The sequence below is a fragment of the Chryseobacterium mucoviscidosis genome, assembly GCF_002177115.1.
Classification (GTDB): Bacteria; Bacteroidota; Bacteroidia; order Flavobacteriales; family Weeksellaceae; genus Chryseobacterium; species Chryseobacterium mucoviscidosis.
In genome coordinates this window covers 51,314-66,236 of record NZ_MVAG01000108.1, presented here as the reverse complement: position 1 = coordinate 66,236, position 14,923 = coordinate 51,314, and the positions used below count along the sequence as shown (strand labels likewise).

At 34.8% G+C, this 14,923-nt stretch carries 15 protein-coding genes; 9 read left to right on the top strand and 6 right to left on the bottom strand.

Translation table 11 applies throughout. The features are described 5' to 3' along the window. Window position 1: 1 nt before the first annotated feature. On the bottom strand, window positions 2-1,279 hold the full coding sequence (locus tag B0E34_RS08210; protein WP_087708571.1) for a Y-family DNA polymerase: 1,278 nt from the start codon (window positions 1,277-1,279) through the stop codon (window positions 2-4). A 76-nt stretch (window positions 1,280-1,355) separates the two neighbouring features. On the opposite strand from B0E34_RS08210, the gene B0E34_RS08205 reads away from it, so the two are divergent. Next, window positions 1,356-2,123, top strand: coding sequence for an XRE family transcriptional regulator (locus tag B0E34_RS08205; protein WP_087708570.1), 768 nt, complete (start codon window positions 1,356-1,358; stop codon window positions 2,121-2,123). 376 nt (window positions 2,124-2,499) lie between these two features. Here B0E34_RS08205 and B0E34_RS08200 read toward each other — a convergent pair whose 3' ends face one another. Next, window positions 2,500-2,802 carry a hypothetical protein gene (locus tag B0E34_RS08200; RefSeq protein ID WP_087708569.1) on the bottom strand — a complete coding sequence of 101 codons (303 nt, stop codon included), beginning with the start codon at window positions 2,800-2,802 and terminating at the stop codon, window positions 2,500-2,502. Window positions 2,803-3,143: 341 nt separating this feature from the next. On the opposite strand from B0E34_RS08200, the gene B0E34_RS08195 reads away from it, so the two are divergent. The 7 genes from B0E34_RS08195 (at window position 3,144) to B0E34_RS08165 (ending at window position 8,449) form a co-directional block, all read left to right on the top strand. Continuing rightward, the gene (locus B0E34_RS08195; RefSeq protein WP_087708568.1) at window positions 3,144-3,644 is read left to right on the top strand and encodes a M15 family metallopeptidase; all 501 of its coding nucleotides are present in this window, start codon (window positions 3,144-3,146) and stop codon (window positions 3,642-3,644) included. A gap of 189 nt (window positions 3,645-3,833) precedes the next feature. Continuing rightward, window positions 3,834-4,871, top strand: coding sequence for a patatin-like phospholipase family protein (locus tag B0E34_RS08190; protein ID WP_087708567.1), 1,038 nt, complete (start codon window positions 3,834-3,836; stop codon window positions 4,869-4,871). A 453-nt stretch (window positions 4,872-5,324) separates the two neighbouring features. Further along, window positions 5,325-5,498: a hypothetical protein gene (locus B0E34_RS21290; protein ID WP_157967242.1), complete on the top strand. Its 174-nt coding sequence runs from the start codon at window positions 5,325-5,327 to the stop codon at window positions 5,496-5,498. A gap of 164 nt (window positions 5,499-5,662) precedes the next feature. After that, entirely contained in the window at window positions 5,663-6,289 is a 627-nt protein-coding gene (locus B0E34_RS08180; RefSeq protein ID WP_087708565.1) for a leucine-rich repeat domain-containing protein, read from the top strand. A gap of 123 nt (window positions 6,290-6,412) precedes the next feature. Next, on the top strand, window positions 6,413-7,333 hold the full coding sequence (locus B0E34_RS08175) for a helix-turn-helix transcriptional regulator (RefSeq protein WP_087708564.1): 921 nt from the start codon (window positions 6,413-6,415) through the stop codon (window positions 7,331-7,333). Window positions 7,334-7,387: 54 nt separating this feature from the next. After that, on the top strand, window positions 7,388-8,017 hold the full coding sequence (locus B0E34_RS08170) for an energy transducer TonB (protein ID WP_228423037.1): 630 nt from the start codon (window positions 7,388-7,390) through the stop codon (window positions 8,015-8,017). Continuing rightward, entirely contained in the window at window positions 8,018-8,449 is a 432-nt protein-coding gene (locus B0E34_RS08165; protein ID WP_087708563.1) for a nucleoside deaminase, read from the top strand. A gap of 64 nt (window positions 8,450-8,513) precedes the next feature. On the opposite strand, the gene B0E34_RS08160 is transcribed toward B0E34_RS08165, so the two are convergent. Continuing rightward, the gene (locus B0E34_RS08160; RefSeq protein ID WP_087708562.1) at window positions 8,514-9,272 is read right to left on the bottom strand and encodes a type III pantothenate kinase; all 759 of its coding nucleotides are present in this window, start codon (window positions 9,270-9,272) and stop codon (window positions 8,514-8,516) included. A 146-nt stretch (window positions 9,273-9,418) separates the two neighbouring features. On the opposite strand from B0E34_RS08160, the gene B0E34_RS08155 reads away from it, so the two are divergent. Further along, the gene (locus B0E34_RS08155; protein ID WP_087708561.1) at window positions 9,419-10,021 is read left to right on the top strand and encodes a hypothetical protein; all 603 of its coding nucleotides are present in this window, start codon (window positions 9,419-9,421) and stop codon (window positions 10,019-10,021) included. Between the two features lie 89 nt (window positions 10,022-10,110). Here the strand turns inward: B0E34_RS08155 and B0E34_RS08150 are convergent, their stop codons facing one another. The 3 genes from B0E34_RS08150 to B0E34_RS08140 form a co-directional block, all read right to left on the bottom strand. Next, window positions 10,111-11,952, bottom strand: coding sequence for a M1 family metallopeptidase (locus tag B0E34_RS08150; RefSeq protein WP_087708560.1), 1,842 nt, complete (start codon window positions 11,950-11,952; stop codon window positions 10,111-10,113). A 134-nt stretch (window positions 11,953-12,086) separates the two neighbouring features. Beyond that, window positions 12,087-12,551, bottom strand: a complete 465-nt coding sequence (locus B0E34_RS08145; RefSeq protein ID WP_087708558.1) for a DinB family protein — start codon at window positions 12,549-12,551, stop codon at window positions 12,087-12,089. A 625-nt stretch (window positions 12,552-13,176) separates the two neighbouring features. Further along, the gene (locus tag B0E34_RS08140; protein WP_087708556.1) at window positions 13,177-14,868 is read right to left on the bottom strand and encodes a DUF6909 family protein; all 1,692 of its coding nucleotides are present in this window, start codon (window positions 14,866-14,868) and stop codon (window positions 13,177-13,179) included. Window positions 14,869-14,923 lie beyond the last annotated feature (55 nt).

The following is a 14,923-nucleotide window of genomic DNA, read 5'->3' as shown; positions in this document are numbered from 1 at the left end:
TCTAATGAAATCTGAAATTTGCCTCTTTGAGCGTATTGTTTTTTAAAAAAGCTTCATATTCGGGAGACATCTGTTTTCGTCCGAAAGTATTTTCGCCGCTCATGCTTCCGAGACGTACTTTATCTTTGCCGTATTTTCTGTTCATGGCATCCATTGCTTTCATCACCGGCAAATGCAGATTCTGGGTATCTTCTTCAAAAAGATTAATCAATCTTTGATCTTCCGGCACAAAATCGTTAACAATAACGCCAGCTTTTTTATAATGAAATCCTTCTTTGAAAATATCTTCAAACAATTCATTTACGACTCTGCCAATTAAAATTGATGAATTGGTAGGATTGGGAAGAATTCGGGTTGCGGCATTCCGATATTCAGGAAGATCCTTCCTGAATCGGTTGGTCTGTACAAAAACCGTTACCATTTTGCAGCAGGTATTTTGTTTTCTGAGTCTTTCTGAACAATACATCCCGAAAGTTTCCACACGCTCGCGAACATCTTCTTTTTTGGTAAGCATTTCCATGAAACTTCTGGTGACGGCAATGGATTTTTTGGGAGACGGAGCATCCAGTTCTAGCTGACGGATTCCTTTCAGTTCGTTCACCATTCTTACTCCGTGAATTCCCATGATCTTCCGAACCCACATTTCAGGCTTTTGAAGAAGATCCCATGCTTTATGCACTCCATTGTCATGCATTTTTACGGCAAGACGTCTTCCGATTCCCCAAACGTCATCAATTTTTAACCATTTTAAGGCTTTTTCTATTTTTTCAGGGGTATCTAAAATATAAATTCCGTTAAACTTTTCGGGAAATTGTTTGACAATGCGGTTTGCCACCTTACAAAGTGTTTTGGTAGGGGCAACTCCTATACTTACCGGAATTTTTTCCTGCTCATCAATCTCATTTTTGATTTTGAGACAGTAGTCGTAAATATCGATATATTTGAAGCTTTTCAGATCCAGAAAAAGCTCATCAATCGAATAGACCTCATAATCAGACTTATCCACATACGCTGTGGATATCTCTATAACGCGCTGACTTTTAAAATTATACAATTCGAATTTTGCGGAAAAACATTGTACATCATTCTCTTTAAATAATTCCTTATACTTAAAAGCCGGAGCTGCCATCGGAATTCCCAGATCTTTAGCTTCTTTACTTCTGGACACTACACAGCCATCGTTGTTGGAAAGTACCACAACGGGTTTATTTTCTAGTTTCGGATCAAGCGTTCTTTCGCAGGAAACAAAGAAATTATTGCAATCTACCAAAGCATACATAATAGTTGATTCTGTAGAACAAAATTAGATACTATTTGTATCATTTTTAATATATTTGCAGATACAATTTGTATCAATGTCAATTTTTTCAGATAACATCAGGTTTTTAAGAACCCAGAAAAATTTATCGCAACAGGAACTTGCGGACAAAACATCAATGAGCCGTGTCCGGTATTCCAAATACGAGGATGGGCGTTCTGAACCGCCTTATGAACTGCTCATCAGAATTTCGAAGTATTTCAATATAAGTATCGATTTGCTTCTTACGGTAGATATCCGCAAATATCCGCTGGAAGATGTATTAAAGCTTCCGGATAACAGAATTGTTCTTCCGGTTGTCGTTGATAAATTAGGCAACAACAGCATTGAAATTGTTCCTCAAAAAGCATCAATGGGTTATTTATCCGGTTACAGTGATCCGGAATATATTGAGAGTTTACAAAGGATTTCCTTACCTTTTTTAATTAACGGAAAGTACAGGGCATTTCCCGCAAAAGGAGATTCAATGCCTCCTTTTAAAGACGGTTCTTATATCATCGGAAAATATGTTGAAAATATTGAAGATCTAAAACCGAATAAAAGTTATGTTTTCGTGACTTTGAATGACGGTATTTCTTACAAAAGATTTAAATCGAAAAAGAAAAAAGCAATAACAGTAGCCTCAGACAATTCATTTTATAAATCTTACGACATTTCTCTAGGAGAAATTGTTGAAATCTGGCAATATGCCTCAGGAATTTTTCCGGAAGATTTTGAACCTGATCATTTTGATAATTATAATTTAAAAGAGATGTTTCTGGAGTTAAGAAGAGATATCAAAGAAGTGAATGATAAACTCATATGAACTCAGCATATTTAATAATAAAAAATATACAATCCTTATACAAAAGAGATAAGAACACATAAATCTCTATCCTACAATTTACAGATTTTTCAGCAAGACTATGAAAAGTAAATACGATTCGGAAGCAGCTTTACAGATTTTATCTGTTCGGCTTCCTAAATGTTATTTTATAAATGTTCAAAGGAATTATATAAGTCTCAAAAGTATATTTTTCTATCATTTGTCTATTTTTTGAATCATTTAATTTTCTCTTTATAAACTAAACAACACTTTTTGCCAATTCTACGGAGTTTTTTATTACTTGCAATTATCATAAGTTAACAGATCTGTATTATTTTTTTTGACCAAAAATTTCACTAAGATTAAAAGCAGGCTTTTAATTAAGATTTTCCAGAATCTGTATCGTTAATTTTGGATGATTTTTCATGTATTCGGCAATCTTCAGCCAGTTGCTCTGTTTGGGTTCGTAGTATTCCAAAACATTATTTTGAGCGTATCTCATTTTGGGAGGATACCATTCATTCTTTTTTACAAACTTCAGTAATTCTGTTGCTTTTTTAGTTACTGAATTTTCTCCTTGTTTATAAGAATGTAAAGACACTCTGTCGTACCAGCTTAAGACATGATAGATACTGTCTAAAGCAAGTGCTGAATTTTCATAGCTGATTATATTTTCCATATTTTTTGATTTTGCATATGATGTTTGAAAGTTTTTAAAAAAAGTAAATCAGAATTTTTAAGTTTTCTAATGATTAAATTTCATTCCTAAAAACGGTACTTTTCATATCACAAAAATGGATATGCAAAACGCCAAAACTCGACGTATTAAAATTTAATTTTCTAATACAAAGAGCAGAAGTTTAAATTTTAAAGCTAAAAATCAATAATCTTCTGGTTAACAATAATATTCTGATTCATCTCAAAACAATATTTATTTTCATTAAAATTCATAAAAAATACGTCACCTTTTGGCGTTTCCTATGTATAGCTTTGTATTTCAAAATCATAAAATTTTAAATAATGGATAAAGTAAGTTTACAGAGAATTGAAAAGCTTCATCCCTACGTAAGGGAAGAGGTAAAACAGATTGTGAAGGAATGCGATGAAGCATTAACCGGAAAAGCAAAAATAAGAATTACACAGGGCTTAAGAAGTTTTGAAGAACAGGAAAAACTTTACGCCATCGGAAGAATTACTTCAGGAAAAAAAGTAACTAATGCAAAAGCAGGACAAAGCATCCATAATTACGGATTGGCTGTTGATATCTGCTTAATGATCGATGGAAAAACCGCAAGCTGGGACACCGCAAAAGATTGGGATAACGATCAGGTTGCCGATTGGTACGAATGTGTAAAGATTTTCGCAAAATACGGCTGGGACTGGGGTGGAAACTGGAAGACCTTTAAAGACCTTCCCCATTTTGAGAAAAAGAATATTCCTACAAAAAAAGGGTTGGCAAAAACAAGCTGGAGAACGCTCTATAAAATGCCCAGAGACAAAGACAATTATCCTGTATTTTAATTCTCTTTTATTTGAAAATTAAATTTTAATACGTCGAGTTTTGTCGCTGCCCCCATTTATCTTTGCTTCAGTAAGATAACATCAAAGCAATTATTATATCAAGCTAAAACCAATAGTCATTTCCCGGAAATCTATTGGTTTTACTTGTCTAAAGTTGTTAAATGTTTCTTTAAAAAAAGTGAAAATCATATGAAAAAGACAACCATTCTTTCTTTGGACGGGGGCGGAATAAGGGGAATTATCACCTGCATTATTCTGCGTTACATCGAAGAGCAGCTTCAGTTTTATGATAAGCCAAGTGCCAGACTTGGTGATTATTTCGACTTTGTTGCGGGAAGCAGCACCGGCGGACTGATTGCTTCTATTATTCTTTGTCCCGACGAACACCGAAAAGCAAAATATTCTATCCAGAAAGGATTAGAATTGTACGCTGAAAAAGGTGGCGACATATTTCAGGTTTCTTTTTGGGAACGTTTGGTAAATCCTTTCGGACTTCTAAACGAAAAGATCTCTCAGGAAGCTCTTGAAAAAAATCTGAATGATTTTTTTGGAAATTTAGAATTAAAAGAACTCATAAAACCATGCCTTATAACAAGTTACGATATAGAAAACAGAAGAGCAAAGCTTTTCAATTCCTGGAAAGCGAACTTAAGTACAGATAATTTTTATGTAAAAGACGTTTGCAGAGCGACTTCTGCAGCTCCTACATATTTTAGCCCGGTTCAGATAAAATCCATGTACGGACAGATTTTCAGCTTAATTGACGGCGGAATGTTTGCGAATAATCCGGCTTTGTGCGCGTACGCAGAAGCAAGAAAAATTCCTTTTGCAGAAGTTTTGAAAAATCATCAGAAAGCCAATCATCCAAGTGTAAATGATATGATTATTGTATCCATAGGAACAGGAATTGAAGCAAGACCTTATTCATTCAAAAAACTGGAGAAATCCGGAAAAATAGGCTGGGTAAATCCGATCATTGATATTCTGATGTCTGCCAATGCAGAAACGGTTGATTATCAGTTGGGTCAGATGTTTCAGACTTTAGGACTGAGAAATCAGAAAAATTATTACCGGCTTAATCCTTCATTAAAAAATGCTTCCCCTGCAATGGATAATGTAAAAAGATCAAATATTGAAAATCTTATACAGGCAGGATTATGTTATATTGATGAAAACCGAGAAATGCTGAACCAGATCGTTCAGAAACTCATTAAAAACAAAATATAAGCTATAAGACTTATAATAAATCAATATAAGCTTTTTTAATTATATTTAAATAACAACTAATCATTACCAATCATGAAGACAATATTTACATTTCTTATACTCAACATTCTATCCTTTATTGCCGGCTGCTTCATTTTTTATTTCTTGTTCGATTGCTTTAATCCTCCGATTACAGAAGAAGGGCATCCATATATGCCGATTGAAAATGTATTATGTTCGGTAATCGCAGCTTTTGTCTCTACCATTCTATTTTTCATCTTCATCAGAAAATATATTGCAGAAAATTTTTAATTTTTTTTGAAAATAATAAATAATACGTCAAGTTTTGACGTTTGCTGCTCCTACATTTGAAATATAAAATAAAACAGAGCAGAAGAACAATTAAAATAAATTTTGAATTCAACATTTACGATAAATACATATTCAATTTTTAACACCAAATAAAAAAACAAAATGAAAACACAACATCATCATTCTGACATTATCTTCGACAGAACCCGTTACACCATTGAATGGAGCGATATTGAAAATGCCGAAACAGATTACGACAATTATCTTAATGACATCCAAACCTCTTACGACGGATTTTTAAAAATGATGACCTTTAAGAAAATATATATCAATTAATTTTTAAACACATCAAGTTCTGCCGCTGTTCAGCAGTCTGGTATACTACTATCCTTGTTTCGTTTTTCTAAATTCTTCATTTTTCAAATGTTGAACAGCCGGAACTGTGTTTAAAAATCATCATCAAAACATCTATAAATCAATAAACAAAAATTACATATATTATGATAACAAAAGAAGAACTAAAACTTTACTTTGAAAAAGGGGATCAGCCCACACAAAATCAATTTTGGGAATGGATGGATTCTTACTGGCATAAAGAAGAGAAAATTCCGCAGGATTCTGTTGAAGCATTTGAAAAAGTAATTCCGCTTTTTGACGGAAATAATTTAATAGGATCCGGGATTAAACTGACAATACCGTCCAATACAAAGAAGATCTTTGCGGCTGCATACTCGTATGAAGGATTTAACTATCAAATAAGAGAGGTCCTTTTTAATGAAGGTTTAGAAGAAATCGGGCAATATGCATTTAGCAATCAGAACATCAAAGTTATTAAAACTCCCTCTACATTAAAACTCATTGGATCTAATGCTTTTGATAGTCAATCCAATACAAGAGGAACAGGTGTTTTAGAAAAAATCATACTCAATGAAGGTCTTATAAGGATTGAAGATTCTGTTTTCTTGAATTATAAAGCGGCAGTTAATGATCTATATATTCCAAACACAGTACAATCAGTAGGAAAAAATGCTTTTTTAATTCCTTCATTACAAGCGGTGTCTGCTCCTGCAGGATTAGATCTTAGTGCTTCGGGAATTCCTGCAACAGCAGTAATTACGTACAGATAAAAATCATCATCGAACAAAGATCACAAAACTCATATCGATTCTAAAAAATAATCTTCAAAAAAATTAAAATACGACAAGTTTTGTCGCTTTAACCTCATATATTTGTGGTAGAAACTTTTAACAATGAAAAAAGATTTTTATCTCACAAGGTACGCCTTAATTATTAAAAGACTGGAAGGTTCTCCGGCTACTTATTCTCAATTGGAAGAATACCTTCTTAATTCCTTCGAATTTCAGGATGCGGGGATTAAAAGCTACTCTATCCGTACACTGCAAAGAGATATCCGAGAAATTTCAGATCTTTTCAATCTTTCTATTCATAACAAAAAGAAGGGAGACAACCGATATTATATCGAAAGCCGTCCGATTATGGAAGTGGATGAATACAACCAGAAGTTACTGGAATCTTTTCAGGTAAGCAATGCGCTAAATCTTCATCCTGATTTTTCTAATCTTATCTTTTTCGAAAGCAGAAAGCCGACAGGTGTTGAACATTTTTATGATCTTTTCTTTGCCATCCGTAACAAAAGAATTGTTTCTTTTGAGCATTACAACTATAAAAATAAGCTGATGACTTCCAGAAAAGTTCATCCGTTGGCTTTGAAGGAATCTAAAGACAGATGGTATCTTATTGCTATTGATACGAAAGACAAAATGCTGAAATCTTTCGGACTAGACAGAATTAATTATCTGGATGTTTCTAAAAATAATTTCAGGGAGAAATACAAATACAATTTCCGCGAACATTTTAAAAATGCTTTTGGGGTAATGAATCTTGCGGAGCAAAATCCACAGAAAATTGTTCTGAAATGCAGCAGACATCAGGGAGAATACATCAGAAGTTTTCCGCTTCATCAGTCTCAGAAAGAAACCAAAGAAACACCGGAAGAAATATTTTTTGAATTTTTCCTGCATCCTACTTACGATTTTATGCAGGAAATCCTTTCCTTTGGAAAAGAAGTTCAGGTACTCGAACCTAAAGTTTTAGTTGATGATATCCGCAAAAATCTTCAGGAGTCTTTAAACAGGTATCTTGAAAGCTGAAAAACTTATCATTTCGATACGTTTTTTTGATTACTTTTACATAAATATACCAAAGTGAAATATTTTTTTGTGCTTCTTTTTTGCGGTGTTTTTTCTTTCTGCTTTTCGCAGCAGACAGAGGAATTTAAACTCATTAAGAATTATTATAATCAGCACCGTTCCATGCTCGGCAAAGAGTTTAAGAAAAAATTTGATGCGGAGACCGATAATTATCATAAAGCATCCATAAAGCTAGATTATATGCTTTTCATGCAGAAAATGGACAGTGTAGAAAATGTCGCGCTTACAGGAGCTTTGTTAAAAACCAAAAATCTTGAAGATCTCAGCAAATTAAAATTACTGAAAACTCTGTCTCCCGAAGCTCCTGCGGCTCCTTCGGTAGTTACAGATAAAATGGCAGATTATCCGGGGGGAATAAATCAGCTTCGAAAAGAAGTGGCTGATCTTTTTTACCTCGGTGGTGTATATTCCGAAGTAAAAACCGTAAAAACTAATGTGGCTTTTATTGTAGAGAAAGATGGCAGCATCAGCAACGTTCAGGCGGAGGGAGATAATTTCACGTTCAACAGACAGGCAGAAATCGCTCTTTATTCTGTTTCACAAAAGTTTTCGCCTGCGATCATCAACGGTGGTCCGGTACGATATCGTTTCCGGCTTCCTTTAACCATGAATATTGAACAATAAATGTTTACCGACGAATATTTCATGAAAATGGCTCTTCATGAAGCTGAAACCGCGTTAGAAAAAGATGAAGTTCCTATCGGATGCGTAATAGTTTCCAATAACAGAGTGATTGCAAGAGCCCATAATCTTACTGAAACCTTAAACGATGTAACGGCTCACGCAGAAATGCAGGCAATAACTTCTGCTGCCAATTTTCTGGGCGGAAAATATTTAAGAGACTGTACTCTCTATGTCACAATGGAACCTTGTGTAATGTGCTCCGGCGCATTGTCCTGGTCACAAATTTCAAAAGTTGTCATCGGGGCAAGAGATGAACAACGGGGGTTCATCAATAAGAACCTTTCTCTTCACCCCAAAACAGAAATAATTACCGGAATTTTAGAAAATGAATGTTCTTTAATTGTGAAAGAATTCTTTAAATCTAAAAGATGATATAAAAGTTGAGGTTGAGGATAATATTATCAATCGTTTTTTTAATCTGAACCTCAACCTTTTACTATAAATTTTTCCCCAGAAAATATAACCCTTTCAAAGTATGCAATCTGTCCATCACGTGAATCTTATCCGTTAGAGGTTTGTAGACATGAGAGACTCCGCCGGTTGCCACCACAAAACAATCATCGTTTACCTCATCGTTTATTCTGTCTATGAATCCTTCCACCATTCCCAGAAATCCATAGACCATTCCGCTCTGCATACAGGTTACGGTATCTAAACCCAAAACGGTTTTTGGCTTTACCAGCTCTATCTCAGGAAGCTGAGCGGTCTGACTAATCAGAGAATTAAGTGCAGTAACGATTCCCGGGGCGATAATTACTCCCAAAGTTTCTCCGCTTTCTGCAACACAGCTCGCCGTGAGTGCAGTTCCGAAATCCAGTACAATTTTTTTTCTGTCGGGATACATATTATGAGCCGCAACAAGATTTGCATAAATATCTGTTCCCATCTGTTTAGATTTTGCCTGAACTTCGGAAGGCGTATTTCTGTCAACAATCACAGGATGAATATTGTGGATCTTTTTTATTGCTGCACTCATCACTTTTGTAAGCTGAGGTACAACAGATCCGATAATGACTTTACTGATTTCTGCAGGCTCAATTTTATAGGTCTGATACAGCATCAGCATTTGTACGTATAATTCGTCTGCCGTTCTGTATGGTTTTGTATTAATTACCCAGGAAATATCACAGTTGTCTTCGTTAAAAAGTCCGAATCTGATATTGCTGTTTCCTATGTTTATTACAATTGACTTCATTTATTTATTTTCAAAAAGATGGAAATCTCCGATTAATTTTAAGGCACTAAATTTACTGATTTTAGTAAAACTACGGTTTAGATTTTCTTGTATTTAAGAAACTATTATTTATATTTAAACCTAAAATCACTTCAACTCAAATTTTCATGAAAAAACTGATTCTGCTATTTTTATTTCTTTCGGGAATTAACGCTTTCTCACAAACTGCCGCCGGCGCAAAAGAAGTATTTGAAAAGCTTAAAAAAGAATCAAAAACCGATGGAACCGACAAAACGGTGTATAATATTCTGGATGAGTTTTACAATAAAACTTTGCAGGCGGAAAATGATGAAATGACGGATGAAACTATAGGAAACATCCAGAATTTAATGTCCGATCCCGATACTAAAAATATCCACATTCTTATGCTTTTTTTGATGTATCAGCAGCACATCAGCCAGACTGCCGCTGTCGGGAAAAAATCTAATCCCGAATTTCAGATCGAAACAATGAGGCTGCTGGAAGAAGAAACAAAAAAAATCTATGGAAAAATCCCTGCCATCATTTATATCTACAAATACGAATCATTCGACAGTGGCGATAAAAAAGAAGAAGCCAAAGCTGCAGTTTTTCAGGGATTAAAAGAATATCCTGATTCTGTTCCTTTAAAAGTTTATAGTTATCTCAATACCAATGATGAAGCCCTAAAAAATGATTTGGTTAAAAATCATTCTAACCACTGGATGGTAAAGCAATTTGGAATTCAATAAAAATTCACTTTCAATTATCACGTAATATCATATAAAAAAATCCCTGAAAAAACTCTTCAGGGATTTATTATGCTTCATTAAATTTAATTTTATTTCACCTCAACGAAATTATCCGCCATATTCACATCAGCAAGTCTTTGGCTGAAATCTATTCCTAAAACCGATAACTGTGATTTTGTATAAGGAATGGTGATGGAGTATTCTTTCTGCGTCCAAGGCCAGTAAGGCATTGTTTTGAATTCTCCGTAAGCGTCTTTTTCCTTCCACGTACGAGTCATGTTCATAGGAATCTGATAATTGATTACTTTCTTATCGGTCGTCATTACACTGAAATCAATCGGCATCGGAACTTGTCCGTTATTCACCAAAGTAATGGTAGTGGATTTTGCATCATATTTTACGTCTTTGATTCCGTAATCTATTGTTTTTGTGGTATTGATCCAATAATTCTGAAACCATTTCAGATCCATTCCGGATACTTTCTGGGCAATGTGTAAAAAGTCTCTGTCTGAAGGATGTTTCAGCGCCCATTGATCGTAATACTGCTTCAATGTTTCCGCAAGATTCTGTTCGCCCATAATGTAGCCTAACTCAACCAGATACAATTCTCCTTTTACATAAGAAGCGTATGTATAGGAAGTTCCGTTATCATGATGATCTCCTAACCAGATTGCCGGTTCTTCGATACCTTTTTTTACAAAATTTCTGTAAGCATTCAAAGAATTGGCAAAAGGATTCGGAAGTTCTTTTGCAGGAGGAAATAACTGATTCATTACATATCCTTCCGCATAACTTGTAAATCCTTCATCCATCCACGGACGCATCGGTTCATTGGTCGCAAGAATTTGCTGATACCACGAATGCGCTCCTTCGTGAGCCATTAATCCCATCAATCCTTCAATATCATTTGCTTCACCTAAAATCATGGTACACATTCCGTATTCCATGCCTCCATCTCCTCCCTGAATGAAAGAATATGTCGGATACACATATTTCCCGAAATGGGAATTCATCAACTGATAATATTTTGTGATGTAAGGCTGTGCTTCTTCCCAGACTTTTGTTTTATCGTTATTCTGATATACTAAGAAAACTTTCGGACCTTGCGGAACGTCAAAACTTTTTACGATATAGTCTTTATCTGCAGCCCATGCAAAATCGAGGATATTTTTAGCGCTCCATTTCCATGTTGCTTTATTTTTATCTGCTTTAATTTTAGCATTAGCATCATACCCTTTTACTTCAGAAGGATTTTCCAGAATTCCTCCCGCTCCGATGACATACTCTTTATTGATTTTAATGGTTACATCAAAATCCGAGAACGGCGCGTGAAATTCTCTTCCGATATAATCAAATGTTGCCCAACCATCGTAATCGTATTCTGCGATTTTCGGATACCATTGCGTCATCGTCATATCAACTCCTTCCCTGTTATTTCTTCCGCTTCTTCTGATTTGCTGCGGAATTACCGCATCCCATTCTAAAGTAAATGTAGTGGACGAATTAGGTTTAATCGGTTCTGCAAGGTAAACTTTCATTACCGTCTCCTGAATCTCAAACTTCAGTATTTTCCCGTTCTGTTTGATCCAATGGATATTTTGCGCTCCTTCCTGATCTTTCGGGATCGAAGCTAATCTTGAAACACCGTCTTTCTGCAGTCTGGAATCTCCGTTTTTCCCTTGTCCTGCAACTCTCTGATCCATCATCGAATTGGGTTTAAAAGCATTCCAGTACAAATGGAAATAGACAACATTCAGTTCGTCCGGAGAATTATTCTTGTAATCTAAGGTCTGTTTTCCTTCGTAGGTAAACTTTTCAGCATTTACATCAATATCCATCTTGTATTTCGCACTCTGCTGATAATAAGCTCCCTGCTGAGCATGAAACTGTGAAATGATAAATGCAAACAGGATTGCAACCGATTTTTTCATTTAAAATTTTATTTTTTCTAAAGATAAGTATTTAAAAATAATAATCTATTTAAACACGAATATCACTAATATTCACACAATTTTAAACACAAATAAAATTCGTGTGATTCGTGAAAAATTAGCGTCATTTGTGTTTAATTCAAAAGTTTTTTAATCAAAGTAATCTGTCCCAGATGATAATAGCAATGCTCAATCATGCCATCTATATTTCTGAGATAGGTTCCGTACTTTTCGTCTACAAAACCCTCGTTCATTTTCGAATCGGGCATTTTTTCCAATAAATCTGCGAACTTTTTGGCATCGCTTAAAAATTTACTTTTCAGGTTCTCCCACTGTTCCGGAGATTCAATCGGAGGTAGGTCGAAGCTGAATTGATCCCTGATTTCTAAATCGCCACCTTCAAAAACGTTAATTAAACCGGCAATATAATAATCAATATGAAAAGTAAGCATTGCGATGGTATTTAAGGAACCTACTTTAGCTGTTGCCTTTTCCCAAGAAACATTGGAAAGCTGATCTTTAAAGTTGGTATTGGCAATCCATAAACCATCTAATGTAACCTCCCGGAATCTTTTGGCTAATTGTGCTGCTGAACTCATTTGTTTTAATTTTTCTTAAAGATATGTTCTTAACCACAAATTTCACAAATAAAAAACACAATTTTAGGCACAAATAAACTTAGTAAAATTCGTGTGCAAAATTCGCGCGGCTGAGTTTAGTTTCTTTAAAGCAAATGTCTTAAACACAAATTCCACAAATAAAAAACACAATTTTAGACACAAATAAACTTAGTGAAATTTCTGTAGAAAATTCGCGACGTTGAGTTTACTTTCTTTAGACAAATGTTCTTAAACACAAATTCCACAAATAAAAACCACAATTTTAGGCACAAATAAATTTAGTGAAATTCGTATGGAAAATTTGCGAGACTGAGTTTACTTTCTTTAAAGTAAATTTTCTTAAACACAAATTCCACAAATAATAAGCACAATTTCAGGCACAAATAAACTTAGTGAAATTTGCGACGTTGATTTTACTTTCTTTATAATAATGTCTTAAACACAAATTCCACAAACAACAAGCATAATTTTAGACACCAATAAATTTAGTGAAATTCGTGTAGAAAATTTGCGTCATTCGTGTTTGAATAAGCTGAATTCATGTTCCAACAAAAAACCTCAAATGAAAACATCCGAGGTTTATATTTACTTGAAATTAATCAAATTATTTTTTCGCTGAAGATTCTTTCTTTCCGCTCTGTAAGATCTTTTCTAAGATTCTTAAGGTGATAAGATACGTCGGTTTTACTCCTGTTAATCCTAAACCTCCCGAAGAAAGTGTACTTCCGGTTTCCAAAGGATTATCGGATGCGTAATAGGCATACATCACGAATAAATCCGGAGTAATGTGATGTCTGATCTTCGAAGCCACCTGAATGGCTTTCTGGTAATGCGCCCCTTCCATCTCAAGACCGATCGCTTTCCATGAAGTATTCATAAAATATGAAAGAATATCCCTGTTCTGAAGCGAAGTTCCCAAAACGGTAATCATCGGACCTTCGAAAGCTTTTAATTCATCATCTTTGAAATCGTCTAGTTTCAGGGCATTTTCGAACGGATAATTGTCTGCTGTTCCTTCAAAAATATGTGAAGTCGGGATCATGATGTCTCCTTTTCCACCGGCAAGAATTCCCGCTTTACCCATGATGGAAACAGATTTTACCTTCATCATGTACACTTCCCCTTTATGTTCGTAAGGTCTCAGCAATTCGTCCATTATTTCGTAAGCCTGTTCTCCGAATGCATAATCAAAAACCATTACGACATCATCTCCTGCAAATTTAATATCCTGAAAAGGCGTATTTCTGAGATCTGTTTTGCTGAGGTCGATGATCTGCACATCGATATTACTTCCGCTTTTGTCATTAATGTAGATCATTCCCTGTTCCAAAGCGTATTTGGAAACTTTATCGCGAAGTTCTTTTTTGTCGGAAATTTCTCCGTACATTTTGTAATCTACTTCTTTATGATCTTTTTTCTTCAATGCTTCGTTGGCATACAGCATATTTTTCACAGAGTGCATATTGGCAGAAATGATGTGAAGCGGTCTCATGTGAAGATTATTTTCAAACAAAACTTCTTTTACTTTATTCGCCCACTTTTCACCAAAATAGTGATGTCCTACCCTTTCCTTTAAGATAGCACTGAAATGAATTTCCCTTTCTCTGGTCTGTTTTGCATCTTCCAGACTTACTTTCGCAAGGTTGTAGATGATTTTGAATAAACGGTCAGGATTTTCATCATCCCCGAAAGTATTATAAGCCTTTAAAGTTTCATCAAACGTTCTTCCTATTAAAGAAGATAAATGAATAAGGGCAACTTCTTTTTCTCTTCTGCTGAATTTTTTCTCTCCTTTCACCACTTCTTCAATAATTTTGAAGGCTCTTGTCGGTTTCCAGTTTTCATCCTGAATGAAAGCCAGATTGCGAACTTTATCTGCCTCAATGAATAAAAAGGTAAGGTGGGTAAGAATATCATAAATTTCCGAACGCCCCAAAAGAACTTCAATGTTCATCTGGTGTTCATCGATTCTGTAACAGTTTCTTCTTCTTTTTTTAGGAACGATCGGTTCGAAACTTCCTTTATCAAAACCTTCGTCTGATGTAAGATGAATGAAAGCGCATTCTTCGATTCCTTCTGGAAGTCTGTCTAAAACATACATCAAACCATCGAGTTCCACTTTACTGGGTATACTCATGGTACCGTAAATTTCCGGATTGATCGTCTTCAACAAACTTCTAATGCTTTCTCCTGAAACTCCGCTCGGCTTGAAAAAACCTCTATAAAACAGGTGTCTCATAGATATGTATAGTCTTTCAATTGCCTCGGTGGTTTCTCTTGCTCTAGAATTTGTCATATATTTAAAATTTTTATAAAAAGTCTGCTAAGTTACGAAAAATATTTTAAATGAT

Excerpts from the sequence above, each read along its gene's own strand:
- B0E34_RS08210 (WP_087708571.1), bottom strand. The coding sequence starts at position 1,279 with ATGTATGCTTTGGTAGATTGCAATAATTTCTTTGTTTCCTGCGAAAGA.
- B0E34_RS08205 (WP_087708570.1), top strand. The coding sequence starts at position 1,356 with ATGTCAATTTTTTCAGATAACATCAGGTTTTTAAGAACCCAGAAAAAT.
- B0E34_RS08200 (WP_087708569.1), bottom strand. The coding sequence starts at position 2,802 with ATGGAAAATATAATCAGCTATGAAAATTCAGCACTTGCTTTAGACAGT.
- B0E34_RS08195 (WP_087708568.1), top strand. The coding sequence starts at position 3,144 with ATGGATAAAGTAAGTTTACAGAGAATTGAAAAGCTTCATCCCTACGTA.
- B0E34_RS08190 (WP_087708567.1), top strand. The coding sequence starts at position 3,834 with ATGAAAAAGACAACCATTCTTTCTTTGGACGGGGGCGGAATAAGGGGA.
- B0E34_RS21290 (WP_157967242.1), top strand. The coding sequence starts at position 5,325 with ATGAAAACACAACATCATCATTCTGACATTATCTTCGACAGAACCCGT.
- B0E34_RS08180 (WP_087708565.1), top strand. The coding sequence starts at position 5,663 with ATGATAACAAAAGAAGAACTAAAACTTTACTTTGAAAAAGGGGATCAG.
- B0E34_RS08175 (WP_087708564.1), top strand. The coding sequence starts at position 6,413 with ATGAAAAAAGATTTTTATCTCACAAGGTACGCCTTAATTATTAAAAGA.
- B0E34_RS08165 (WP_087708563.1), top strand. The coding sequence starts at position 8,018 with ATGTTTACCGACGAATATTTCATGAAAATGGCTCTTCATGAAGCTGAA.
- B0E34_RS08160 (WP_087708562.1), bottom strand. The coding sequence starts at position 9,272 with ATGAAGTCAATTGTAATAAACATAGGAAACAGCAATATCAGATTCGGA.
- B0E34_RS08155 (WP_087708561.1), top strand. The coding sequence starts at position 9,419 with ATGAAAAAACTGATTCTGCTATTTTTATTTCTTTCGGGAATTAACGCT.
- B0E34_RS08150 (WP_087708560.1), bottom strand. The coding sequence starts at position 11,952 with ATGAAAAAATCGGTTGCAATCCTGTTTGCATTTATCATTTCACAGTTT.
- B0E34_RS08145 (WP_087708558.1), bottom strand. The coding sequence starts at position 12,551 with ATGAGTTCAGCAGCACAATTAGCCAAAAGATTCCGGGAGGTTACATTA.
- B0E34_RS08140 (WP_087708556.1), bottom strand. The coding sequence starts at position 14,868 with ATGACAAATTCTAGAGCAAGAGAAACCACCGAGGCAATTGAAAGACTA.